This window comes from Psychrobacter sp. NPDC077938, from assembly GCF_044542635.1.
Classification (GTDB): domain Bacteria; phylum Pseudomonadota; class Gammaproteobacteria; order Pseudomonadales; family Moraxellaceae; genus Psychrobacter.
This window is the reverse complement of sequence record NZ_JBITUW010000007.1, coordinates 86,079-110,151: the sequence shown is the minus strand read 5'-3', so window position 1 is coordinate 110,151 and position 24,073 is coordinate 86,079. Positions and strand designations below refer to the sequence as shown.

The following is a 24,073-nucleotide window of genomic DNA, read 5'->3' as shown; positions in this document are numbered from 1 at the left end:
GTCAGCAATCACTTGCTGTAGTAGAAGGTGATATATCACTCGTCAAATTATCAAAATTGTCTGATACACCCTTATCACAACAAGAATCGTTGATGAAGAGGCGTGACAATAGCGCGATAAATGTGACAACATGCTAAACTAAAATGCTTGAGCAATGTGCTCAGCAAAATACTGATAAATATTAATCAAGCTGACTATTATAGCATTAGCCACTTAATATAAAAACAGGCGAATAATAGCATAAACTCATAAAAAATCAGTACCGAAATCTGAACGATGGCGTTAAGATGCTGCACATCTTAGCGGCGTCGTTTAGAGTCGCTATACAGTAGATTTATTTGATACAACTTTTCTCGTTTAATAGAAGGAATAGATATGACCACTAACATAGCAACAGAAGCCTTACTTCATAAGGGTAGTGGTCTACAAGTTGTGGTCGGTTTGGGGCAGTCTGGATTGTCAGTCGCGCATTATCTGGCCAAGCAAGGCTATCAAGTCGCAGTAACTGATGCTCAAGCTACCCCTAAGTTGGCCGATCAGTTGCCAGCCGAGATTGAGATTCGTCAATTCGGTGAGATAGATGCCGATTTATTGCAGCAAGCGGCACGTATTATTATTAGCCCAGGTATTTCTCTCGAGACTGCCGCTGTGGCTGCTGCTCGCCAAGCCAATATTCCTGTAGTCAGCGATATTCAATTGTTCTGTGAAGCGTGTACCGCACCAATCGTAGCAATTACAGGCTCTAACGCTAAAAGTACGGTCACTACGTTAGTTGGTCAAATGGCGGCAGATGCTAGCGTTAACGTGGGTGTCGGCGGCAATATCGGTGTACCAGCTTTAACATTGCTAGATAATTCTGATATGGAGCTTGCGGTGCTTGAGCTGTCTAGTTTCCAATTAGAAACCGTCACTAACTTGGGCGCAAAAGTAGCGACTGTGCTCAATATGTCGCCTGATCATTTAGATCGTCATGGAGACATGCTTGGCTACCATCAAGCCAAACATCGTATTTTCCAAGGTGCTAAGTCAGTGATGATTAACCGTGAAGATGCGCTGACTCGTCCATTGGTCGCAGACAACCTACCGAGAATTAGTACCGGTATTCATGCTCCTGATAAAGGTCAGTATGGTCTGATTACCGACACAGAGGGTCAAACTTATCTTGCTCGTGGTACAGAACGATTACTGTCGGCAGACAAACTGTTGATTAAAGGTCGTCATAATCTACTGAATGCGCAAGCGGCTTTGGCACTCGGTGAGCTTGCAGGATTGCCTCTAGAGAGTATGCTGACCACTTTGCAGCAGTTCACAGGTCTTGAGCACCGCTGCCAATATGTGGCCAATGCTGCTGGTATTGATTATTTCAATGATTCTAAAGGCACAAATATTGGTTCGACCATGGCCGCTATCGAAGGCTTGGGTGCAGTCTATGCGCCAAAAGACGGTAAGCTACTATTGATCTTAGGCGGGCAAGGCAAAGGGCAACAGTTTGGTGAATTAACGCCTTTTATCAATCAATACGTGAGCCAAGTCTTGTTCATTGGTGAAGATGGCCAGCAGATTGAAAAGCACTTAAGAGCTGCGAAACTGAGTGATGATGTTGCGCTACATCAGTGTCAGACATTAGAGAATGCCTTTGCGACTATCCAACAAGTCACTACTAGTAGTTTATCGCAAGTACAGGCTGTATTGCTGTCACCTGCCTGTGCCAGCTTTGACCAATATAGTGGTTATGCGGCTCGCGGTGACCACTTTAGCCAACTGGTCAATCAATTAGATACCGCACAATCAGAAGCTTGATAGGTAGTCGAATATATTAAGCAGCTATATAGATTGGCATAGCAGATGTCTCTTCTCTAGCAACAGCCAGTATTTTCTGGATAAATGATTGTTTTGCTTATAGATTACTGCTACTGTCAAGCATATAATCCTGATTGCTAAAATAGGTGCTAGCTAAGGCGTTTGCCGATGGTTACAGGTTTTCTATCACCATCTATTTAGTACGATTTATTTTATGATTTTTTAAACGGTGGCGTTTCATAGACGCCGTGTTTTTTCGTTTGTTAGTGTATATAAAATTATGGCGCTCTCTTCTTTTTTTCGTTCCTCGCCCCAAACCAAGCAAGCCTCTGGCTCAGATGGTGTTCTGTCTATGCCATCAGCGCGCGCAATTTTATTATCAAGCGTCGGCTGTATGATGGTGCTTAGTCTGCTGATGGTTGCTTCTGCTTCTATTCCTTTTGCGCTTAGCCGCGGTATGACAGAGCTGTATTTTTTCAAAAATCAGCTGTTGTATATGACGATTGGTTTAATCGTTGCGGTCATTCCTTATTATGGCGTGTCTTTACGCACCCTATATAAGACCGAGACCCAGTTTGCTTTGTTAGGCATCACAGGGCTACTGCTTGTTGCCACGTTGTTTAGCACACCAATCAATGGTTCCAAACGCTGGCTTACGGTAGGTGGTTTTAACTTTCAGGTAGCCGAGTTAGCCAAACTGGTCATGATTGTGTTTGTATCTGACTTTGTGGTGCGCCGATCTTTTGAAGTTCGTAATGGCCTAGACGGTTTCTTACGAATTATGCTGGTAGTGGCGCTGATAACGATACTGCTATTGTCGCAGCCAGATTTTGGTTCTTTTGTCGTCATTATTGGTACGCTGTTCGCGATTTTTTATATCGCTGGGGCGCCTTACAAGCATTTCTTAGCATTGGGGGCTGCTGCTGTTGGCGGTGCAGTGTTGATGGTGACTACGGCAGAGTACCGATTGGTGCGTGTGATGTCGTTTATGGATCCATTCGATGACGTGCAGGATACCGATTATCAGTTGGCACGTAGTTTGATCGCCTTTGGCCGTGGCCAGTTCACGGGTGTCGGCTATGGTGAAAGTGTACAGAAACTGTCGCATTTGCCTGAGGCGCATACGGATTTTTTATTAGCCATTACGGGTGAAGAATTAGGGTTCGTCGGTGTCAGCATGGTGCTGATACTTGAAGCGTTGATCATCGGTAGTGCGATGCGGATCAGTTACAACGCGCTAAAACGCCGCCAGATGCGTATGAGCTATACCGCTTTCGGAATCGGTGTGGTATTTATTGCTCAGACGATTATTAACGCTGCGATGAATATGGGCGCCATTCCAACCAAAGGTCTGACTATGCCGTTCTTTAGTTATGGCGGTTCGTCTATGTTGATTAGTTTGGTTATGGTCGCGCTATTATTAAAGATATATAAAGAAAGCCCTGAAATAGAAAAAAGCCAATGTCGTTATTACTAATAGGCTCTATATATAATAGTCGTTGCATAGCTTCAGATTTTCGGTAAATAGTGTTTAGCATTATTGCAATAAAAGCGTCACTTATAGTGGCGCTTTTTATTGTCTATTTATAGCCTTTGAACTCCTATTAATAGGACAAATTTAACTGTTGCTTGCCTTGTAACGGGGAGTTATCCCATTGAGCAATGGCTTGTTTAAGCATATTTTCAGGGGTATCGATATCCACCTTTGGTTGCTGCAGTAGCGATAGGGCTTCAGCAATTAGCTGACTCGGGTCTGATGTATCGATGGGTTGAGCAAGGTTTTGCTTAGAGAGCTTTTGGCCATCAGCATTATTAATCAATGGCAGATGATACCATTGATCAATAGTGGGTAGGCGCGCGGCTTGCATGATACCGATTTGCGCCGTCGTCATAGGTAGAATATCAAGACCACGCATGATATGAGTAACCTGCTGTAGACCATCATCGAGACTGGCTGCCAGTATATAATTAATCATGCCATCCTGACGGCGAGCAACCATATCGCCTAATGTCTGCTGCGGATTATCCCATTGTAGTCCTTGAATACCATCATTGAACCCAATCCGATAGTCTGGTAGCTGAATACGTAGCTTATGCTGCTGTCTATCAAGGTCAGCTGCCACACAGCGCCGCGGATAGCGCTGCCGATTTGGCTGTACTTGGCTAATTGATGAAACCTGTTCGTCTAACGATGTCTGGTCGGTCAGCGCAGCTAAGCTAGCAAGACTATGGTTTCTACTTATCTCTTCTTGCGCCCAGTACTGTTCTAAGTCTTTACGGGAGCATTGGCAGCCATAGGTCAACGGCCCTAGGTATGATGATAGATAATCGTTGTAGATATCAATGCGCTCAGACTGATAAATAACATCACCATCCCAATGTAGCCCAAGGGCCTCAAGATCCATCAAAATTTGCTCAGTGAACTGCCTGTCACAGCGTTCAGTATCGGTATCTTCCATACGCAACAGCCATTTACCACCGAGTGATTTGATATGGCAGAAGCTGGCAAGCGCAGTCGTTAGAGAGCCAAGATGTAACTCACCCGTTGGTGAAGGCGCAAAGCGGCCAATGGGCTGTGATGGTGGCGTTTGAGTCGGCATGGCGGTAGGCATTGTTTTCAAAATAAATGGCTGTCTATAAGAGGTAATAAAGATAGAATAATAAATATAAGTATCAAAAGATATTCATTAAATGAGATTGTTTTGTTAGTCATGTCATTATTCAAGCGATTGTGTTTTTCAGAACAAAGTCAGCAATACAGCAAAGTAGTGACAGTCTAAAATGCAAAAAGCGACCTATTATAAGGTCGCTTCTGCTTACATTCATATCTGTAATATCTGATCTAAGCGCCTTGGTTTTGACGTTCTTTGATTTCAGATAAGGTTTTGCAGTCGATACATTGGGTAGCGGTTGGACGTGCTTCAAGGCGACGTAATCCAATCTCTACACCACAAGTCTCACAAAATCCATAGTCATCATTTTCGATTTCTAACATAGATTTGTCAATTTTGCGGATAAGTTTGCGCTCACGGTCGCGAGTACGTAATGCCAATGCAAACTCTTCTTCTTGAGTGGCACGGTCATTGATGTCTGGCATGGCGCTTGACTCATCTTGGATGTAGTTTTTAGTACGATCCGCTTCGCCAATCAGTTGGTTTTTCCAATCCAATAAAATAGCCTTAAAGTGCTCCAACTGCGCATCAGACATATACTCTTCGTCTTTGGCCGGCACATAAGGAGTAAATTTAACTTCACTCGGATTCGTGGTCAGGGTGCTCATATGGGTATCCTACTTTTTCAAATTAATTCAATAAAACGACGTATCAAAAGACAAGACGTTATTAATGCTACAAACGCTACAATTTGTCCTTTTGTCAAACGTTTCACCACTTGGTAATACAAGTAACACAGCTGATCAAATAATATCGTAGACTTTATATCTTGACAGTTATATACCGATTGTTAGATAGGTTGTTATATAAACTTCGGTATTTAATAATACTGTCTAAAGCATGCCGTAGGTCATTGATTGTGAAAACTGAGCTTGTGGTTAATGGGCCATCCTAGCTATCGTGCAGTGACTTCATATTAGATATTTGGCCACCCTTGCTTTATTTCATAAGTTGTATCATTGTTTGTAATAATAATGAAGTGATTTTTTATATTGAATGCATCTTTTATTTGTTCATCACTGCATTTTTGATTAGGAATTATTGACGAAAGCTATAAGTATAAAGGGTTATAGCTTTTACTAGTACCAATAATTCTGGGCATCAAGTATCCAGTCTTTCAACCCAGCTTGCAACTGTTCCATTGTTGGCTAATTGCAACCAGCGATATCCTGGTAATGCATGTTCATCATAAGAAAAATCATCTTCGTAGGGTTTGAACTGATAGCAGGTGGATGGCGTGCTATACACCGTGACGCCTTGGCGCAGTCGAACTTGCTCTTGGTGAATATGCCCACTGATCACCACTTGTAGCTGTTCAAATGGTGCCATATGCTGCCAAAAACTCTCAGTGTTTTCTGCCATATGGGTATCAATCCAGTCAGAGTCAACTGGAACAATATGATGGTGTAGGGCGATTAATGCGGGCTTATCACAGGTGCTGAGTCTCTCACATAACCAATTGATATCAGTAGGCGTAATCTCGCCTGCGACCTTACCAGAAATGGAGGAGTCTAATAACAACAGCTGCCAGTATTCAGTCTCAATGACATGACGACTTAACAAACGTGAGTCAGCAGGCTGAGCGACAAGCTCTCGCTGAAAAAACGGCAAGTCTTTACCATTCTCGTCCGTCACATCATGATTGCCAGCAATACAAGCAAAAGGAATCTGAGTCGCCTGTAATACAGTAAAGATATGATCATAAATTGAAGACTTTACTCGATTGACCAAGTCACCAGTCACAATAATCAAATCACAGCGAATATCTTCACTAAGCGCCTGTTGAAGCACGGCTTCAAAACTATGCTGACAAGTCACGTCATCACTATAGGTATTACTCTCATCAACAAGGACAGGCGTCGATAAGTGCAAATCAGTAATCTGCAAGATATTTATCGTTTGATCAGAGGTGCTTAACTTATTGGCAGGATAGTTTGGCATTGGTCCAGTCCCTTATCGAATCACAACAATAAGCATTGTTAGCGCGAGTATGGATAAATGAGCAACTATTTTTCACTGGGTATTTATAATTATTATTAATCCACTATAAAAGAGCACAGCGTTTGCCTTGAGCTTACTTTGTCTCCAATCAACGATGTTTATACTATCAACTAGTAATATCAAAGTTAGAGCCAACTTATAGTAATGTTGAACTAAAGTATTCATTATATTAATAAAATAAAGTCGAACAAAAAGATAGCGAAAAATAGTCGTAATTTATTCATTATAACGTATTTACAGCGACGCTAACTAAAGTTTTATCTTTATTAACTTCGAAAAAATGAGTGCAGCAAAAAATAAAGCAGCTAATATCAAGACGATAGAAAGACCCGTTTGGATATCTAGCAAAATACTGCCCCACACACCAAGTGTCACACCCAGTTGAGCGATTATCAACGCTATAATCACCATTTGTTTTGGCGATGCTGACCATAGACGTGCGGTCAGTGCAGGTAGCACTAATAATCCGCTAATTAATAGACTTCCAACTGCTTGTAGTGCAATCGCACAAAACCCTGCCAGTACACCCATAAAAAACAGTCGTTGCCGTGTTGGGTTGATACCTTGAATACGTGCCAATGCTTCATGTGTTGCAAGCTTGATTTGCGCAGGCCAAATATAGATAAGCAGTCCCAAGCCAGCTAATACGCTACCAGCAAGCAAAGGCAAATCTGCCCAATCGAGATCTAGCAAATTGCCGAATAAAAACCCGAGCACATTGGCCTGTTGGTCAGTCAATTGGGTCAAAGCCAGTAAGCCTAGGCACAAGAGCGACACTGACACGACTGCCAATACAGCATCCACTGGCAGACGCTCATCATCAATCAAGACCAGTCCCAGCACGACCATGACACTGACTAATGCAATGCCGATACCCATTGGCAGTTGCCACCACACAGCCAACGCCACACCTAACAACGTGCCATGGGCTAAGGCATCAGCGAAAAACGCCATACGCCGCCACAATACTAAGCAACCTAACGGCGCTGATAACAACGCTAATATACTGCCAGCGATCCAAGCAGGCGCAATGATGGCTAACCAAGCAGTCATAATGAATGTCCGTAAAATTTTTATAAATAGAGTAAAGCCGTATTATTTATATGTTTAATAGTTTTGGCTTTAATGAGCTGGATTTCGACGATTTCGAACCTTGATTACTAACGCTATAACTCGCTTGGCGCATGGTGTTCACAGGAATGAGGCTGATGCACGTATGGCTGCTCGTAATGATGACCAAATAGCTTTTGAAATTCGGTACTAATAGCTAGCTCGCTTGGTTGTCCTTCACAGCAAATATGTTTGTTCAAACAAATGACGCGGCGGCTGCCTTTCATGACCCAGTGCAAATCATGAGACACCACTAGCATGGCGCAACGTAAGAAATCTGGTAGCTCATCAATGAACTGATATAGCCAAACTTCAGTATCAGGATCGAGCCCCTGCATTGGCTCGTCTAAAATAAGCAAATTGGGTTTGTCTAGTAGCGCTCTGGCCAATAGTACGCGCTGCGTCTCACCACCTGATAAATGCAACATCTGCCGTGACAGTAAATGCGTTAATGATAAGTTATCAAAGATAAACTGCCGCTGCTCAGGGGTTAGACGTTTTTTATCTGCTTGCGCCAACAAGTCGCAAACGCGTAATGGCAATATCGGTGGTACAGCAAATCGCTGCGGTACGTAGCCAAGCTGTAACGGCTGATGTGCTGTCATAGAGCCATCAGTTGACTCAATCAAACCTAAGATAAGTTTGACTAGCGTTGACTTACCAGCGCCATTGGGACCGATAAGGCTGACTGTCTCGTTAACAGCAATGTCAATATCGATGTGAGAGAGCAGGCGTTGAGGCCCAATATGATAACTGATATTGTTTAAGCTCAATAATTTGTCAGCGTTACTCACAGTACTGTCATTTGTAACAGCAGGATTTGACTGATTATAAGGTAGGGTAGAGGTATTCATAATATGACAACGCATAGGTAAATAGACAATCGACGAATCATGCTTAAAACGTTTACACAAACCATAGTAGCTCTACTGACAAGCTTGGCAACGACCGCTAAGCTCAATGACACTACGCTCAACCACAAACCCCACATCTTGCTCGGCGAAGCTCATCATTTCCTGAACAGGTAGGCTGCTGCATTCTTGCACTCGTTGACACTGATCGCAGATCAAAAAGGCGGCTGTATGTTGGGCGCGCGGATGACAGCAAGGAACATAAGCATTAATAGAGGTTAACTGATGAATCAACCCTTCACTTAGCAAAAACTCTAAACTGCGATAAACCGTTGGTGGCGCGACGTTTTTTGGCGCGCGTTTTTTGGTTGTCTTAGTTTCTACCGAAAGTGTTGGTGAGCTCGCTACTTTTTGAATATCGCTGTCATCAGGTATAGACAACCGCATTTGCTGCAACTGAGTGATTAGGTCATAAGCGCCAACGGGCTGATCCGCCTCTAAAACCAATTGGTATATCTGCTGACGCAAAGGCGTAAAGCGCGCGCCATTTAGGCGGCAATGCTCTTTAGCTGCTGCTAAGCGTTCATAAACATCATGCGGAGTCAGATCTTGCACATCATGCAAATGTTCGCAGATCGATGAAGTAATAGACATGGTACAAGCTCCTAAAAATAGCATGGTAATCGCATGACGTTTTTTATGATAGCGTTTTTTATTGTTATAGTATAACATACTAAAATAAGAACTGAGTTAATTGTCTTATAGTAGTCTTGTATATCTACCCTTTTTACAGGAGTGGGGCAGGACACTATTACTCATACGTTCGTTATCCAACAATGCTATCTAACAATAAAAGAGCTTACTATGAACGCTGTTTTTACTTACTCCGTACGTTCGCTTATCACATTACAGCGCTTGCTAATGACAGGACTGATAGTTTTAGGAACTTTCACACTGAATGCACAAGCTGCAACGGTCAGTGTTAGTAATTATCCGCTATTCTTGTTAAGTGAAGCAGTAACAGAAGGTGCGCCATCAGCCAATCGACTATTGCAAGCGGGGGAGGTTGGGCATCATGGTAGTATCAGCCCTGGTGATATCAAGGCAATCAAAGACAGCAAGTTCGTCGTATGGTTTGGTGAGCCGCTAGAAAACAATCTAGCAGCAAGCCTAAAAACAGCCCCGAATACCATTGCTTTATTTGAGTTCGATGCATTCAATCGACATCCATTACGTGATGTAAAGGGCAACGCTATCGCGGGTACACTAGATCCACATATTTGGCTAGATCCTGAAAATGCCAAAGCCATTACCCGTGCATTGGCTGTGATTCATAGTCATGCCAATCCACAATATAAAGATCTATACCAAGCCAACGCGAAAAAATTTGCGCAGCAGCTAGACGAAGAAGTTGCTACATTTGAGCAAAGCTTTACTCAGAGTGACTCAAAAACACGACCTTATTGGGCTTATCATGATGCCTATCAATATATCGAAGACAGCTTAAACTTAACGCTCGTTGGTAGCCTTAGCGTGGATCATCATCTATCGCCCAAAGCAAGCCAACTCCGTTGGTTGAATGAGCAACGCCCAGCCAAACAAATGTGTTTGGTCAGTCCAAGTGAGCCAGCAAAAGGCTTACTTGCGAAGCTACAACCAGTGAAGAGTACGGTACAGCCAGAAGATATGAGTAGTAGCGATGACTTTATCAGCGGTTGGCAGAGTATGGCCAAGCAGATATATCAATGTATCTCATAATGTAATCAAGAACAGCAATTTGCTAGGATTGTTTGAGTTGGTTGTATAGCTTCGCTTCAAGCATTTATTACAGACTGCATAATATAATAATCTTAGCAAAATGCGTTAGGTGACTGATAAAAGTCATATTTTACTTGCTTAATAGTTACGCTCTACCTATAATAAGTAGCGTTTTATTTTGGCCGAAAGGTAATGCCTGTAGAGTAAGTCATTCACGGATAAAATTATCATAAGTATGATATATTGTCCCAATGCTGTAAGGGCTATAGGAATACCGATGACCAAGCCTGCCAAACGCACGCAAAAAGACAAGATTGGCATCTATATTAAACGACAAGTATGGATACTATTTATCCTTATTATCATTGCTTGGATAGTAGATACTATTTGGCTACATAGTGAGCTTACGATAGCAAAAAGCGCTGCAATTGGTGCGCTACTAAGTTTTATCACTCAAGCAGTATTTGCGTTTTTTGTTTTTTGGTACACCGGATATCGCGCGCGCCAACACATCGTTAGCCAGCTATATCGGGGTCAAATGTCAAAATGGTTATTGACCGTGTTTGGTTTTGCACTAATTTTTATTACCGTACAACCCCTATCTGCGCCAGCGCTGTTTATCGGTTTTATGGTAATGCAAATTAGTCACAGTTGGATGTTGTGGCATATACGCTAGCGCTAATAAATGATCGCTAAACAGATGGTTTATTAATAGTACTGGCAAGTCACCCTGCCGTCCAGCTTCTCTATGACTAGTTCGAAAAGTCGAAGCACAACGCTGTCTTAGGATAGCACCAGTGATTATAAAGACCGCACTATGAGTCTCAATGTTAGACGTAGTATGCAGTGAGAGGGTAGGGGTTATTCAACTATCTGTATTGCTGATAATTAGAGTACTGTTATCTAATTATGGTTAGTAGCTATATTAGCAAGTAAAACTGGTGGCTAACTTATTCATACAGTGGATAAAAAAATCACAATTGACTTTACACGAATACAACGCTGCATTAATATAGGCGGCTAAATATTTTGCTTATAAGCGCTACATTAAGCGCCGATCGTAAAAAACGGTCAGTGGGCAAGCACATATATAATAATTTTGCGTATAAAAATGCAAGGGCTATTACTGAGTTATCATAAGCCCTTTTTTGATAGCTAAAATTTATCTCACGCTATCAAATATTGCATATTAGTAATAGAACTATGGGTTGGATGTTGTTGGTTACATGAGTGTTTTAGTAAGGTTTATTTGTCTGCTTAATAGCAAGATAGATATCAATACTACACCTCATCAGATGACAACCATATTTTTGGTAGTTGATTAAATCGTTGATTAATAAGAAGCTTACATTATGGCATCCGAGCAAACATCATCAGAATATATCTCTCACCACTTAACGAATTGGACGTATGGCTATCTGCCGGGCGAAGGTTGGAAAGTTGCTCATACTGCTGAAGAAGCAGGGGCAATGGGCTTTAACGCTATCCATCTTGATTCTATGCTATGGTCGATTGGTCTAGGTATCTTATTTTGCGCCGTCTTTTGGATGGTTGCCAAAAAAGTCACTTCAGGCGTGCCAGGAAAAACTCAGGCAGCAGTTGAGATGATCGTTGAGTTTGTTGATAACAACGTTCGTGATTCATATAGTGGTACATCAAAACTGATTGCGCCATTGGCGTTGACCATTTTTGTCTGGATCTTTTTGATGAACTTGATGGATTTGATACCTGTTGATTTCATTCCAGGTATTGCTGGACAAATTGGTGCCGCTATGGGCCATGATCCACATCATGTTTTCTTTAAGATTGTTCCAACGACTGATCCTAACATCACGCTTGGCATGTCGTTCTCTGTCTTTGCACTGATTATCTTTTATAGCATTAAAGAAAAAGGTTTGGGCGGCTTTATCGGTGAGTTAACACTGCATCCGTTTGGTGCCAAAAACCCAATCGTACAAGCGATTTTGATTCCCATCAACTTCATCCTAGAAGCAGTTACTCTAATAGCCAAACCTGTATCACTTGGTTTGCGTCTATTCGGCAACATGTATGCTGGGGAATTGATTTTCATACTGATTGCTCTAATGCCGTTTTGGATTCAATGGGCGTTATCGGTACCGTGGGCTATCTTCCACATCTTAGTTATTACACTTCAAGCGTTCGTATTCATGATGCTGACGATAGTTTACATGTCGCTTGCATCATCAACTGAACATTAATTAGACATTCAATAGGTAAATGAGGATACATCAATGGATCCAGTATTAGGTGGTTACACAGTTATCGCAGTAGCACTACTTATCGGTCTTGGCGCACTTGGCACAGGTATTGGTTTTGCTATTCTAGGTGGAAAATTCTTAGAAGGCGTTGCGCGTCAACCAGAGCTTGGCTCACAATTGCAAACTCGTATGTTCATCGTAGCAGGTCTTCTTGATGCTATTCCGATGATCGGTGTTGGTATTGCTATGCTATTGTTGTTCGCTAACCCTCTAGCAGGTTAATCCGAAAGCTCAGTTGTAAATGTTTGGTATTCGGAGACTTTCTATCAAATATAGTCAAGATTTGACTACCAAACATGATCAATGAAACTGATTTTTCATTAACAAAGAGGTGATCACGTGAATATCAATTTTACCCTCGTCGGTCAAGCCATTGCTTTTGCAATATTTGTGATTTTTTGCATGAAATTCGTGTGGCCACCACTTATCGGTGCCATCAATGAGCGTCAGCGTAAAATCGCTGAAGGTCTGAATGCCGCAGAAAAAGCAAAAGCAGATTTGGCGACCGCGGAGCAAAATGTCCAGCAGGAACTTGATCTTGCAAAGACCAAGGCTGCCGCTCTAATCGAGCAAGCGAACAAGAGTGCCAATCAGCTCGTCGAAGATGCAAAATCGCAAGCCCAAGCGGAAGGCGAGCGCATTCGTCAACAAGCGCAAGCATCTATCGATCAAGAAATCAATCAAGCGCGTGAATCATTGCGTGCCCAAGTTGCTGAACTGGCTGTACTTGGTGCAGAGAAGATTTTGCAAGACAAAGTCGATGTGCAAAAACATGCCAGTATGTTAGACCAACTGGCGGCGAAGCTGTAATTGTGAGGATATAATGGCTGACTTATCAACCTTAGCACGACCGTACGCTAAAGCCGCGTTTGACTATGCCAACGAAAACGGCGCAGTCAACGAGTGGGAAAACTTCTTACTTGTTGCTAGCACTGTTGTCAATGACAAGTCGTTCAGTACTTGGCTAGACAATCCAGCTGTTTCTGCTGAGCATAAGTCAGCTGCTTTGGTCGATCTTTATGATACGCAAGTAGCTAGCGCTAATGATTCTGCTTTTAAGCAGTTATTAAGCGAAGCTCAAGGGACTAGCCTTGACAGTAACGTAAGCTATCCAAAAGTATCAGTAGCACTTAGTAACTTCGTTAAACAGTTATCAGAACAAGAGCGTCTGGCGCTGCTTCCTGAAGTTTATGAGCATTATCGCCGTCACAAGGCAATAAGCTTAAAGCAGCTTGACGCATATGTGACCTCTGCCTACCCATTGACTGATGAACAGCGTCAAACGCTACAAACGCGTCTTGCTGCCTCGCTAAATGCTAGTGTAGTGATTCACGAATCAGTTGATCCAAGTCTATTGGCAGGCGCTACAATCAAAGTCGGTGACAAAGTCATTGATGATTCGATGCGCGGCAAGTTACAACAGTTAAAAACACAGCTAACTGCCTAATGCCAATCATCAATATAGTCAAATATTGGCTGTATGATTATAAGAGCAATTAAGTCAGTGGGCGGGTTATCATAAATTAAAGGAAACAAGGCAATGCAACAATTGAATCCAGCGGAAATCAGTAACCTGATTAAGCAGCGTATTCAAGACCTTGATGCGGGTGCAACTGCAAAGAATGAAGGCACGATTGTCAAAGTATCTGACGGTATCGTGCAGATTCATGGTCTTGAAGATGCCATGTACGGCGAAATGATTGAGTTTGAAGGCGAAATCTACGGAATGGCTCTAAACTTAGAGCGTGATTCTGTTGGCGCGGTAGTACTTGGTGATTACCTAAAGCTGCAAGAAGGTCAAAAAGCCTATTGTACTGGTCGTATTCTTGAAGTACCAGTAGGTCCTGAGCTGTTAGGCCGTGTTGTTGATGCTTTGGGTAATCCTATTGATGGCAAAGGTCCTATCGATGCCAAGATGACTGATAAAGTCGAAAAGATCGCTCCAGGCGTTATCGACCGTCAATCAGTAGATCAACCAGTAATGACTGGTTATAAAGCCGTTGATACCATGATTCCAATCGGTCGTGGTCAGCGTGAGCTTATCATTGGTGACCGTCAGACTGGTAAAACAGCGATGGCTATCGATGCGATCATCGCACAGAAAGCGTCAGGCATTAAATGTGTATACGTGGCTATCGGACAGAAACGTTCGACTATCGCTAACGTAGTACGTAAGCTTGAGCAAACTGGCGCACTAGAATATACCACTGTTGTGGTTGCTTCAGCATCAGAGCCTGCAGCACTTCAGTATATCGCACCGTACTCAGGTTGTACGATGGGCGAATACTTCCGTGACCGCGGCGAAGACGCACTGATTGTATTTGATGACTTATCAAAGCAAGCAGTTGCTTATCGTCAGATTTCACTACTATTACGTCGTCCGCCAGGTCGTGAAGCTTATCCTGGTGACGTATTCTATTTACATTCACGCCTACTTGAGCGTGCATCACGTGTAAATGCTGATTACGTAGAAAAGTTCACTAACGGTGAAGTGAAAGGTAAAACTGGTTCTTTAACCGCTCTACCAATCATTGAAACACAAGCTGGTGATGTATCTGCATTCGTACCAACTAACGTGATTTCGATCACTGATGGTCAGATCTTCCTAGAGTCTAGTTTATTCGCCTCAGGTATCCGTCCAGCAGTAAACGCTGGTATCTCGGTATCTCGTGTTGGTGGTGCCGCTCAGACTAAGATCATCAAAAAGCTATCTGGTGGTATTCGTACCGCTCTAGCTCAGTATCGTGAACTAGCAGCATTCGCTCAGTTCGCATCAGATCTTGATGACGCAACTCGCGAGCAGCTTGATCATGGTGAGCGTGTGACTGAATTGATGAAGCAGAAGCAGTATCAGCCGATGTCAATCTCTGAGCAAGCAGCCGTTATCTATGCTTCAAACGAAGGCTTCTTAGCTGACGTACCTGTCGAAAAGATTGGTTCTTTCGAAGAAGCGTACCTACGTTATATGCATGATGAGCAAAGTGAATTGATGCGTGAGATTGATGACACTGCGAACTACAATGATGATATCGCAGGTCGTTTAAAGTCATCTCTAGAGACCTTTAAACAAAATCACAGTTATTAATTTAACGGGTTAAGCCGAATTGGTTATAACTGTAGCTTAGAGCTGATAAAGTGGCGCGTTGTCTGACCAGATATTTGCGCCACTGTTTTAACCATTATCGGTATTAGATCGCGTAATGCCACAAGATATAAAATGTTATTCTGTAGGATTGATGTTGTATATCAAACGATTGTCGCATGCGCCAATGCTTTTTAACCCTCTTATATTGGAATCATTATGGCAAGCTTAAAAGAGATACGTGCCAAAGTCACCAGTATTAAAAGCACCCAGAAAATTACTCGTGCTATGCAAATGGTAGCGGCAAGTAAAATGCGCCGTGCGCAAGAGCGCATGGAAGTGGGTCGCCCGTATGCTGATAGTATGCGCCGGGTTATTTCACATTTGGTGCATGCCTCATCAGACTACAAACATCCGTATATGGTATCGCGTCCAGTCAATAAGGTTGGCTATATTGTCATTACCTCTGACCGTGGCCTAGCGGGTGGTTTGAATATTAACTTATTCAAAGCCCTAACTAAAAGTATCCAAGATTATCAAGATCAGTCTGTACAAGCTGAGTTTGCAGTCATCGGTGCCAAAGGTGTGAGTTTTTTCAAAAACTTTGGTGGTAAAGTTACATCGGCTGTGACCGATTATGGCGATAAACCAACGTTTGAACAATTAAATGCACCGGTTCAAGCGATGCTTGAAGACTATAGCAACGGCAATATTGACCGTATCTATGTGGTATATAACCGATTCGTCAATGCGATGACTCAGAAACCAACAGTCAATCAGTTGGTTCCTCTACCAGAGCAGTCATTTGATGATGAAGACAGTGGTCTACAGACAGAACTTAGCTGGGATTATATCTACGAGCCTGACATCAAGACGTTAATTGATGAATTGCTTGGTCGCTATATTGAGTCGATTGTTTATCAAGCGGTAATGGAAAACATTGCCTCTGAGCAGTCTTCACGTATGGTTGCGATGAAAGCGGCAACAGATAATGCTGGTGACCTTATTAACGATTTACAGTTGGTTTATAACAAGCTGCGTCAAGCGGCGATTACCCGAGAAATCTCGGAAATCGTTGGCGGTGCTGCTGCTGTTTCATAATTGACTACACCTATATATAGAAGTTCAAGGAGAACGCAATGAGTAGCGGTCGTATTGTACAGATTATTGGCGCGGTTCTTGACGTTGAGTTCAACCGTAATGAAGTTCCTCAAATTTTTGATGCCTTGCAAGTAGACGGTACCGAAACTACCCTAGAAGTACAGCAACAGCTAGGTGACGGTATTGTACGTACTATTGCAATGGGTTCAACCGAAGGTTTAAAGCGTAACCTACCTGTTACTAATACTGGTGCACCTATCTCTGTGCCTGTAGGTACTGGTACGCTAGGTCGCATCATGGATGTTCTTGGTCGTCCTATCGATGAAGAAGGTCCTGTTGTTGCTGACGAAAAATGGTCTATCCACCGTGAAGCGCCAAGCTACGCGGATCAGTCAAACAGCACTGAGCTACTAGAGACTGGTATCAAAGTTATCGATCTACTTTGCCCGTTTGCTAAAGGTGGTAAAGTTGGTCTGTTCGGTGGTGCTGGTGTTGGTAAAACCGTTAACATGATGGAGCTGATTAACAACATCGCTCTAAAACATGAAGGTTTGTCAGTATTTGCTGGTGTTGGTGAGCGTACTCGTGAAGGTAACGATTTCTATCACGAAATGCAGGAAGCTGGCGTTGTAAACACTGAAGACTTTAGTAAGTCTAAAGTAGCAATGGTATATGGCCAGATGAATGAGCCACCGGGTAACCGTTTACGTGTTGCACTGTCTGGTTTGACCATGGCTGAGTACTTCCGTGATACCAAAGATCCTGTTACTGGCAAAGGTCGTGACGTACTATTGTTTGTTGATAACATCTACCGTTATACACTAGCGGGTACAGAAGTATCAGCACTACTTGGTCGTATGCCATCAGCGGTTGGTTATCAGCCAACACTAGCTGAAGAGATGGGCTTACTACAAGAACGTATTACGTCAACTCAGTCAGGCTCTATTACTTCAGTTCAGGCGGTATACGTACCTGCGGATGATTTGACCGATCCATCACCTGCTACAACGTTTGCTCACTTGGATGCAACAGTTGTACTAAGCCGTGATATCGCATCACAAGGTATCTATCCTGCGGTTGATCCATTGGATTCAACATCACGTCAGCTAGATCCACAAGTAATCGGCGAAGAGCATTACAATGTTGCTCGTGGTGTTCAGGAAGTTCTACAGCGTTATAAAGAGCTTAAAGACATCATCGCTATCTTGGGTATGGATGAGTTATCAGAAGAAGATAAACTGGTTGTTTATCGTGCTCGTAAGATTCAGCGCTTCTTGTCTCAGCCATTCCACGTAGCTGAAGTCTTCACTGGTGCACCTGGTAAATATGTACCACTACGCGATACCATTGCTAGCTTTAAAGCAATCATCGCTGGTGAATACGATGACCTACCAGAGCAGGCGTTCTACATGGCTGGTAGCATCGATGAAGTAGTCGCTAAAGCTGAAAAAATGAAGTCTAAGTCAGCGTAAGTTGTATAAGCATAAGCTAACGAGTAGATATAATATAAACCTTGTATCTACTCTTCAGTAACGCATCGCAGTTTTACTGTTTTTTGATCGCGCTTTGATGGTAAGGAATTAAGTATGGCAACGTTACAATGTCGCGTCGTAAGTGCTCGTGAAGAGTTGTATTCAGGCGAAATTAGCATGTTAATAGCTACTGGTACCGAAGGCGAGATTGGTGTATTGCCAGGTCACACACCGCTTATTACTTTGCTAAAGCCAGGTGCAATGCGAGTGCAAACACCAAACGGTGAAGAAGAAGTAATTTACGTCTCAGGCGGTGTACTAGAAGTACAGCCTAAGATGGTTACGGTATTGGCTGATACAGCCATGCGTGCACACAATCTTGACGAAAGCAAAATCGTCGAAGCACGTAAAAAAGCTGAGCAAATGCTAGTTAACCAGTCTGATACGCTACAAACCAATGCGGCTTTGGCCTCACTTGCAGAGTCAGTAGGACAATTACAGACTATTCGTAAGTACAAAAACCGCGCGTAATTTATTACTGATAGCTCTAGCTAATCATTTATAGTTATCGCTAGAAGTAATGATAAAAAGACAGTCCATTATATGGGCTGTTTTTTTATGCCTATTCATTATGAAATTAACTGTTCTACGGTAAATACATATAGTTATTACTTGGATAGTATTTGCGGTAGTTCAATTCATTCTTAGGAAAAATCTTTTATTATCAATGAATCATCGCCTATTAGAATTTTCTTAAAAAGACACTGGCGACAACGGTAATATATGGTTATATTAGACATAACGTATTATAAGTAACGAGCAGTAACTGTACGCGATAATGTTGGCTCGATGGTTTGGATAATTAGCAAACGATAGATAATACAAATTGCGATGTACTAATGAAGTAATTGGCGTAATTTCTGGACGCAAACTAAAGTTTTGATAGGGGTAGTTTATAGGTTTTGTTACCGACTATCAGCTATAGTATAGGAAGCTGATAATTTAATAGTATACTGTGCTACCAAGTTTGTAACAGCTATACGAACATCAATTGTGCCACTATATGGTGCTATTAATTTTACCGCTCTTACTTTTACTGCTTTTAAATTAGATGTATTAGAGGATATAACAATGACAACGAATGAAGAAGACAACACCCCCCGAATCTTGATTGTTGAAGATGATGAGCGTCTTGCCATGTTAACTCAAGATTACTTGGTCAAAAATGGTTTAGAAGTGGCAATTGAAACTGATGGTAATCGTGCTATTCGCCGTATCGTCAATGAGCAGCCAGATATGGTTGTACTTGATGTCATGCTACCTGGTAGCGATGGTTTGACCGTCTGCCGTGAAGTACGCCCGCATTATCAAAATCCAATTTTGATGTTGACTGCACGTACTGAAGACATGGATCAGGTATTGGGTCTTGAGATGGGTGCTGACGACTATGTTGCTAAGCCTGCTCAGCCACGTGTATTGCTTGCACGTATTCGTGCGCTATTACGCCGCTCAGAAAATGCACCATCAGAAGATGTGCCACAACGTCTAGAGTTTGGCGAGTTAGTAATTGATAACGGTGGTCGTTCAGTTAACCTAGGTGATGAGTTGGTTGATTTCACCAGTGCTGAATACGATTTACTATGGTTACTTGCTTCTAATGCAGGTCGTATTCTATCTCGTGAAGATATCTTTGAGCGTCTACGTGGTATCGAATATGATGGTCAAGATCGTTCAATTGACGTACGTATCTCACGTATTCGTCCAAAAATCGGTGATGATCCAGAAAATCCAAAACGTATTAAGACCGTACGTAGTAAAGGCTATCTATTCGTAAAAGAAGGCAACTAATATTGTTGCTTCTATAGGTTGATTAATTATTAATCACTATTCGAAAAAACCAGCAACGATGCTGGTTTTTTTGTGGCTAAATTCTAATTTTTAAACTTAAATGCAGTGTTATGTGGTTTAATTAACCCATTATTATAGACGCTGACTAAATATATGTCATACATATAAGTCTTTGGATGATTGCTGCATATGAATTAAAATGCGGTAATTAAAAGTCAAAGTTAAAGTCTATCTCTATTCGATTATGTTCGATATCATCAAACACGTAGCACTACTTATATGTTTGATGATATTAGCAATCTTTATTTATTAAGTTGGTCACGGCACGTATGTCATTAGTCTCTTCTTTAAAACACAGTATTTTTGTTCGTATCTATGCTGGGCTACTTATAGTCTGCTTGTGTGTGGCACTCTTTGCGCAGTTATTGATGGATACCATTAATAAGGAGCGTGTGCAGTCCTATCGTGAAAATATGGCAATGGGGGCATTTCATTTGGTGAGTGAAGGAATTGCTCACCAAAACAGCGAAGAAGAGCGTGAATATTGGTTATCAGATGCGAGTAGTTTGTTTGGTACTACTTTTAAAGTCTTGCCTATTGACGAAGTAGATTTTAGCGCCAGTGAGTTACGCCGCTTTAAAAATGATAATACCGTTGTACGTTATTTTAACCAGCCTGTATATGCAGATGTTTATTATCGTCTGCCGGATAATAAGAGTGTTTTAACAGCAAGAATCTCTCAAGTTACCGAACAGCAAGTACGGGCAATCGCGGTCTTTTTATTAGATGATTTGTCTTATCACATGACGCTATCGGACAAGCGCGCACGTTTGGCTGAATTGGAGAAAAAGTTTTCTTTCCCTTTAGCGTTCAAAGCTGTCAATACACTTGAGTTAGATTCAGATCAGCTGTCTCGTCTGCGTCGTGATGAAGTTGTCATATCACTGCAAGATACTAACAGTAGTACGAGTAACTCTGCGATTAGGGTAATAGTACCCTCTGAAATCAATGATATGGCAATTTTAATTGGGCCTATACCGTTATTTAATTGGTTTCCGCTTAACTTAATTATCAGTATGATTCTTATCAGCATGTTCCTAATTAGCTTAGGTGTATATGCGCTCATCTTCCCGCTTGAACGTAAGCTACAATTGATTCAGGTAGGTGTGAATGAGGTCAGCCAAGGTAACCTTGATATTCAAGTACAGGTGATTGGTCAAGATGAAATAGCGCGTTTGTCAGCGACTTTTAATGCCATGACCTCACATATTAAGCGTTTGATTGAATCACAGCGAGAGCTTACTCGAGCGGTCTCACATGAGCTGCGTACGCCAGTGGCTCGTATTCGATTTGCAGTAGATATGCTTGCTGATACGGATGACGAAGACTCACGTTTTATGCAGCGTGACTATATTGATGAAGATATTGAGTCGCTTAATGGTTTGATTGATGAGATTTTGACCTATGCTAAGCTTGAGGAAGGGTCGCCAAAGTTAGATTTAGAACCAGTAAACTTAAGAGAGCTGTTAGAGCAGATCGAGCGCGAAACCAATGCACTCGGTAAACCCATCAAAATAGTAACCAGTTTGCCAAATGCAAAAGTAACGGCAGTTGCGGATAGACGCTACTTACACCGTGTGATTCAGAACCTTGCAGGTAATGCGTTACGCTATGCAGAAACAACTATTATCATTAGTGCTGGTGTCAAAAAAGGCAATGCCTTCGTCAGTGTCGAAGATGATGGACATGGTATTCCTGAGGCAGATCGCGAAAAAGTATTTATTCCATTTTCACGCTTAGATGATAGTCGTACACGCGCCTCAGGTGGCTATGGCCTAGGCTTGTCTATTGTATCGCGTATCGCCTTTTGGTTTAATGGTAGTATGAAAGTAGATGAGAGCCGTGAGTTAGGCGGAGCAAGGTTTGTGATGACGTGGCCTATTAAACCATTGACGCAGATTCTTGCTGCTGATGAATTGACGCAAGAGAAAAGCGAGCGCGACTTCGATACTAAGTTGTCAGATTAGACCAAGTTATAGGGCTAAGTTATAAGAGCAAGCTATCAGGCTAAATTATAAGGCTAGGCCATAATTATTAGTCATGATATTGAAAACAATAGGCGTCATCTTAATGGTATAACGGGATACAGCTTTATAGCTGGGTGACGCGCTTGTCGCTATTTTTAAGACAGTTGGACAATGTCATAGGAGGGCATAGGATGCCATATTTATTTGGTGGCTTGGTAGTGTTGAATGCGATTACGCTAGGCTATTATTTATTCTTAAAACAGCCGTCAACGACCCAAACACTACAAGCAGCTCAGGCTGAAATCACCCAGCCATTAGCTTTTACTAACAGTGCTGAGTATATCCCGCCGGCTATTGGTAGCAAAGACTAGCTTTGATATCTTTGCTTATTCAGATTAAAGCCTCATCGCTATTTTGAATTTGGCACCGTACGGTCTACCTCAGATACCTCTTCTACTTCAGCCGCTAATGTCGTATCTCCAGCGACTTTGGAGAGTAGGGGAATACGTACACATACTTGTAACCCACCTTCAGGGTGGTTGATGGCTTCAACAGTACCATGATGTAATCGTGCAATACGATCAACAATTGCAAGACCTAGTCCGCTACCTTGAGTAGTCCGTGCCGTCTCTCCACGTTCAAACGGTTGCATAATCCGCTCTAATTGATCGTCGGCGACGCCATCACCGCAATCTCGTACACAAATCACTAGCTGTTCTTGAGCTTCTTTGTTCACCACATTTTCGCTGACCACATCCGTATCTTCGTCTTCGACAGTTTCTATAAATGTCGGTACAACCGTTGCCGATAAATAAATAGGTGGTTTTCCATAACGATTGGCATTATTGACCAAGTTGATAATCAGACGCTTGATGGATAATGGACGTACGGGAACGACCTTGTCGCATTCTGACTCATATACAAACTTCATTGGCGCAAACTGCACCATGATTTCATTAAATATAGTGTCTAGGTTGGTTAAGCTGACTGGCTCATCAGAACCGTCTTTCATAAATGAGATGAACTGCTCCAAAATAGCGTCCATATCCTCAATATCGTAGATTAGCCCTTCACGAAAGAAATCATCTGGTAGCATCTCTGCGGTCAAGCGCATACGTGTCAATGGTGTCCGCAAGTCATGTGAGATGCCGGCAAGCATGATTGTTCGCTCTTTTTGCGCTTGGTTTAAGGTCGTAAACAGTCGGTTAAACGCCATATTCACTTGACGTATTTCTGTGGGGCCTTTTTGTGTTGGCAGTGTGGTTGCATGACCGAGACGAATATAATTAGTGGCTGCACGTTGTAAGTAGCGTAGCGGGCGATTTAACTGACGGGCTAATAGAATAATCGTTAGTAGCGATAGGATAGGCAGTCCAATCAAAAATAGAACCAGTAATGTCGGGCTATATTGTGAATAGTAAACCACAGGCTCACGCACCCAAAAACTGTCATCACGGCTATCTTGTACCCATAGCTGCGGCGTTGGCTTAAATTTAAAATAAACCTCTACAGGACGACCAAGCTGCGCACCGATTTCACGTTGTAGTACGTCAGTAAAAAAGCTCACGAATGGCTTATCAGCGACCTCTGGGAAATCACTCGGATTATTTACCACGACGACATGAGAGTGTTGGTAGATCCATTGGCGTACTTCGGGACGACCTTGCCAGTCTTTATTGACACTATTGATCAGCTGCAATTCACTCGTTAAATAGCGCGCATGGTTTTTTAACTCTGGCAGATACAGACTACGCCAAAAGAACAAAATTGATAAGCTCACACTGATAAGCACGATAAAGGCAACCATCAAGGTCGTTAGCCAAGTGTTGGAATAAGAGCGTGGCAGCCAACCTTTACGACGCGGCTTTGGGTTCGGAGAGATCATATGTGTCCAACAGAGTAAAAGAAAAGTTAGTGTGATATAGCGTGTAGCTCTCTAAATACGATTGCCTTGAAGCTAGTCCGTGCATCAATCTATAGCGATATATCATAGAATAGCATAACCAATAAATAGTACTGATACAGTATGCAATCGACGAGCGAGCCAGATATCTATTGGAATAGATATCAAG

Annotated in this window: 22 protein-coding genes; 15 read left to right on the top strand and 7 right to left on the bottom strand. The window is 42.4% G+C overall.

The window, feature by feature from the left end; translation table 11 throughout:
* Positions 1–375 precede the first annotated feature (375 nt).
* Complete coding sequence (gene murD / locus ACIGBM_RS12130; RefSeq protein ID WP_397477905.1) at positions 376–1,800, top strand: UDP-N-acetylmuramoyl-L-alanine--D-glutamate ligase; 1,425 nt, start codon at positions 376–378, stop codon at positions 1,798–1,800.
* A gap of 280 nt (positions 1,801–2,080) precedes the next feature.
* Positions 2,081–3,277, top strand: coding sequence for an FtsW/RodA/SpoVE family cell cycle protein (locus ACIGBM_RS12125; RefSeq protein ID WP_180958148.1), 1,197 nt, complete (start codon positions 2,081–2,083; stop codon positions 3,275–3,277).
* Between the two features lie 127 nt (positions 3,278–3,404).
* Here the strand turns inward: ACIGBM_RS12125 and gluQRS are convergent, their stop codons facing one another.
* The 6 genes from gluQRS to ACIGBM_RS12095 all read right to left on the bottom strand — a co-directional run bounded on the left by gluQRS (position 3,405) and on the right by ACIGBM_RS12095 (position 9,088).
* A complete protein-coding gene (gene gluQRS / locus ACIGBM_RS12120) occupies positions 3,405–4,400 on the bottom strand; it encodes a tRNA glutamyl-Q(34) synthetase GluQRS (RefSeq protein WP_397477904.1) in 996 nt (331 codons plus the stop codon).
* A 242-nt stretch (positions 4,401–4,642) separates the two neighbouring features.
* A complete protein-coding gene (gene dksA / locus ACIGBM_RS12115) occupies positions 4,643–5,080 on the bottom strand; it encodes an RNA polymerase-binding protein DksA (RefSeq protein ID WP_057762021.1) in 438 nt (145 codons plus the stop codon).
* Between the two features lie 493 nt (positions 5,081–5,573).
* Positions 5,574–6,413, bottom strand: a complete 840-nt coding sequence (locus tag ACIGBM_RS12110) for a metallophosphoesterase (protein WP_397477903.1) — start codon at positions 6,411–6,413, stop codon at positions 5,574–5,576.
* Between the two features lie 309 nt (positions 6,414–6,722).
* Positions 6,723–7,526 (bottom strand): metal ABC transporter permease, encoded by an 804-nt coding sequence (locus ACIGBM_RS12105; RefSeq protein ID WP_397477902.1) that lies wholly within the window; start codon positions 7,524–7,526, stop codon positions 6,723–6,725.
* A 113-nt stretch (positions 7,527–7,639) separates the two neighbouring features.
* Positions 7,640–8,437: a metal ABC transporter ATP-binding protein gene (locus ACIGBM_RS12100; protein WP_397477901.1), complete on the bottom strand. Its 798-nt coding sequence runs from the start codon at positions 8,435–8,437 to the stop codon at positions 7,640–7,642.
* A 72-nt stretch (positions 8,438–8,509) separates the two neighbouring features.
* Positions 8,510–9,088, bottom strand: coding sequence for a Fur family transcriptional regulator (locus tag ACIGBM_RS12095; protein WP_191114371.1), 579 nt, complete (start codon positions 9,086–9,088; stop codon positions 8,510–8,512).
* 210 nt (positions 9,089–9,298) lie between these two features.
* On the opposite strand from ACIGBM_RS12095, the gene ACIGBM_RS12090 reads away from it, so the two are divergent.
* The 13 genes from ACIGBM_RS12090 (at position 9,299) to ACIGBM_RS12030 (ending at position 22,372) form a co-directional block, all read left to right on the top strand.
* Positions 9,299–10,192: a metal ABC transporter substrate-binding protein gene (locus ACIGBM_RS12090; protein ID WP_290178525.1), complete on the top strand. Its 894-nt coding sequence runs from the start codon at positions 9,299–9,301 to the stop codon at positions 10,190–10,192.
* Positions 10,193–10,469: 277 nt separating this feature from the next.
* Positions 10,470–10,868: an ATP synthase subunit I gene (locus ACIGBM_RS12085; RefSeq protein ID WP_397477900.1), complete on the top strand. Its 399-nt coding sequence runs from the start codon at positions 10,470–10,472 to the stop codon at positions 10,866–10,868.
* Positions 10,869–11,544: 676 nt separating this feature from the next.
* Positions 11,545–12,411, top strand: coding sequence for a F0F1 ATP synthase subunit A (gene atpB, locus ACIGBM_RS12080; RefSeq protein WP_101205957.1), 867 nt, complete (start codon positions 11,545–11,547; stop codon positions 12,409–12,411).
* A 33-nt stretch (positions 12,412–12,444) separates the two neighbouring features.
* The gene (gene atpE / locus ACIGBM_RS12075) at positions 12,445–12,693 is read left to right on the top strand and encodes a F0F1 ATP synthase subunit C (protein ID WP_010197960.1); all 249 of its coding nucleotides are present in this window, start codon (positions 12,445–12,447) and stop codon (positions 12,691–12,693) included.
* A gap of 117 nt (positions 12,694–12,810) precedes the next feature.
* Positions 12,811–13,281: a F0F1 ATP synthase subunit B gene (locus tag ACIGBM_RS12070; protein WP_101205956.1), complete on the top strand. Its 471-nt coding sequence runs from the start codon at positions 12,811–12,813 to the stop codon at positions 13,279–13,281.
* 13 nt (positions 13,282–13,294) lie between these two features.
* Entirely contained in the window at positions 13,295–13,918 is a 624-nt protein-coding gene (locus ACIGBM_RS12065) for a F0F1 ATP synthase subunit delta (protein ID WP_057762004.1), read from the top strand.
* A gap of 93 nt (positions 13,919–14,011) precedes the next feature.
* The gene (gene atpA, locus ACIGBM_RS12060; RefSeq protein WP_057762002.1) at positions 14,012–15,556 is read left to right on the top strand and encodes a F0F1 ATP synthase subunit alpha; all 1,545 of its coding nucleotides are present in this window, start codon (positions 14,012–14,014) and stop codon (positions 15,554–15,556) included.
* A gap of 216 nt (positions 15,557–15,772) precedes the next feature.
* Positions 15,773–16,654 carry a F0F1 ATP synthase subunit gamma gene (gene atpG / locus ACIGBM_RS12055; protein WP_102093132.1) on the top strand — a complete coding sequence of 294 codons (882 nt, stop codon included), beginning with the start codon at positions 15,773–15,775 and terminating at the stop codon, positions 16,652–16,654.
* Between the two features lie 38 nt (positions 16,655–16,692).
* Positions 16,693–18,126, top strand: coding sequence for a F0F1 ATP synthase subunit beta (gene atpD / locus ACIGBM_RS12050; RefSeq protein WP_397477899.1), 1,434 nt, complete (start codon positions 16,693–16,695; stop codon positions 18,124–18,126).
* A 114-nt stretch (positions 18,127–18,240) separates the two neighbouring features.
* Positions 18,241–18,657: a F0F1 ATP synthase subunit epsilon gene (locus tag ACIGBM_RS12045; RefSeq protein WP_057761996.1), complete on the top strand. Its 417-nt coding sequence runs from the start codon at positions 18,241–18,243 to the stop codon at positions 18,655–18,657.
* 600 nt (positions 18,658–19,257) lie between these two features.
* A complete protein-coding gene (locus tag ACIGBM_RS12040; RefSeq protein WP_057761994.1) occupies positions 19,258–19,974 on the top strand; it encodes a response regulator in 717 nt (238 codons plus the stop codon).
* 329 nt (positions 19,975–20,303) lie between these two features.
* Positions 20,304–22,001, top strand: a complete 1,698-nt coding sequence (locus tag ACIGBM_RS12035; RefSeq protein WP_397477898.1) for an ATP-binding protein — start codon at positions 20,304–20,306, stop codon at positions 21,999–22,001.
* A gap of 191 nt (positions 22,002–22,192) precedes the next feature.
* Positions 22,193–22,372, top strand: coding sequence for a hypothetical protein (locus ACIGBM_RS12030; protein WP_201548390.1), 180 nt, complete (start codon positions 22,193–22,195; stop codon positions 22,370–22,372).
* A 38-nt stretch (positions 22,373–22,410) separates the two neighbouring features.
* On the opposite strand, the gene ACIGBM_RS12025 is transcribed toward ACIGBM_RS12030, so the two are convergent.
* Entirely contained in the window at positions 22,411–23,886 is a 1,476-nt protein-coding gene (locus ACIGBM_RS12025) for an ATP-binding protein (protein WP_397477897.1), read from the bottom strand.
* Positions 23,887–24,073 lie beyond the last annotated feature (187 nt).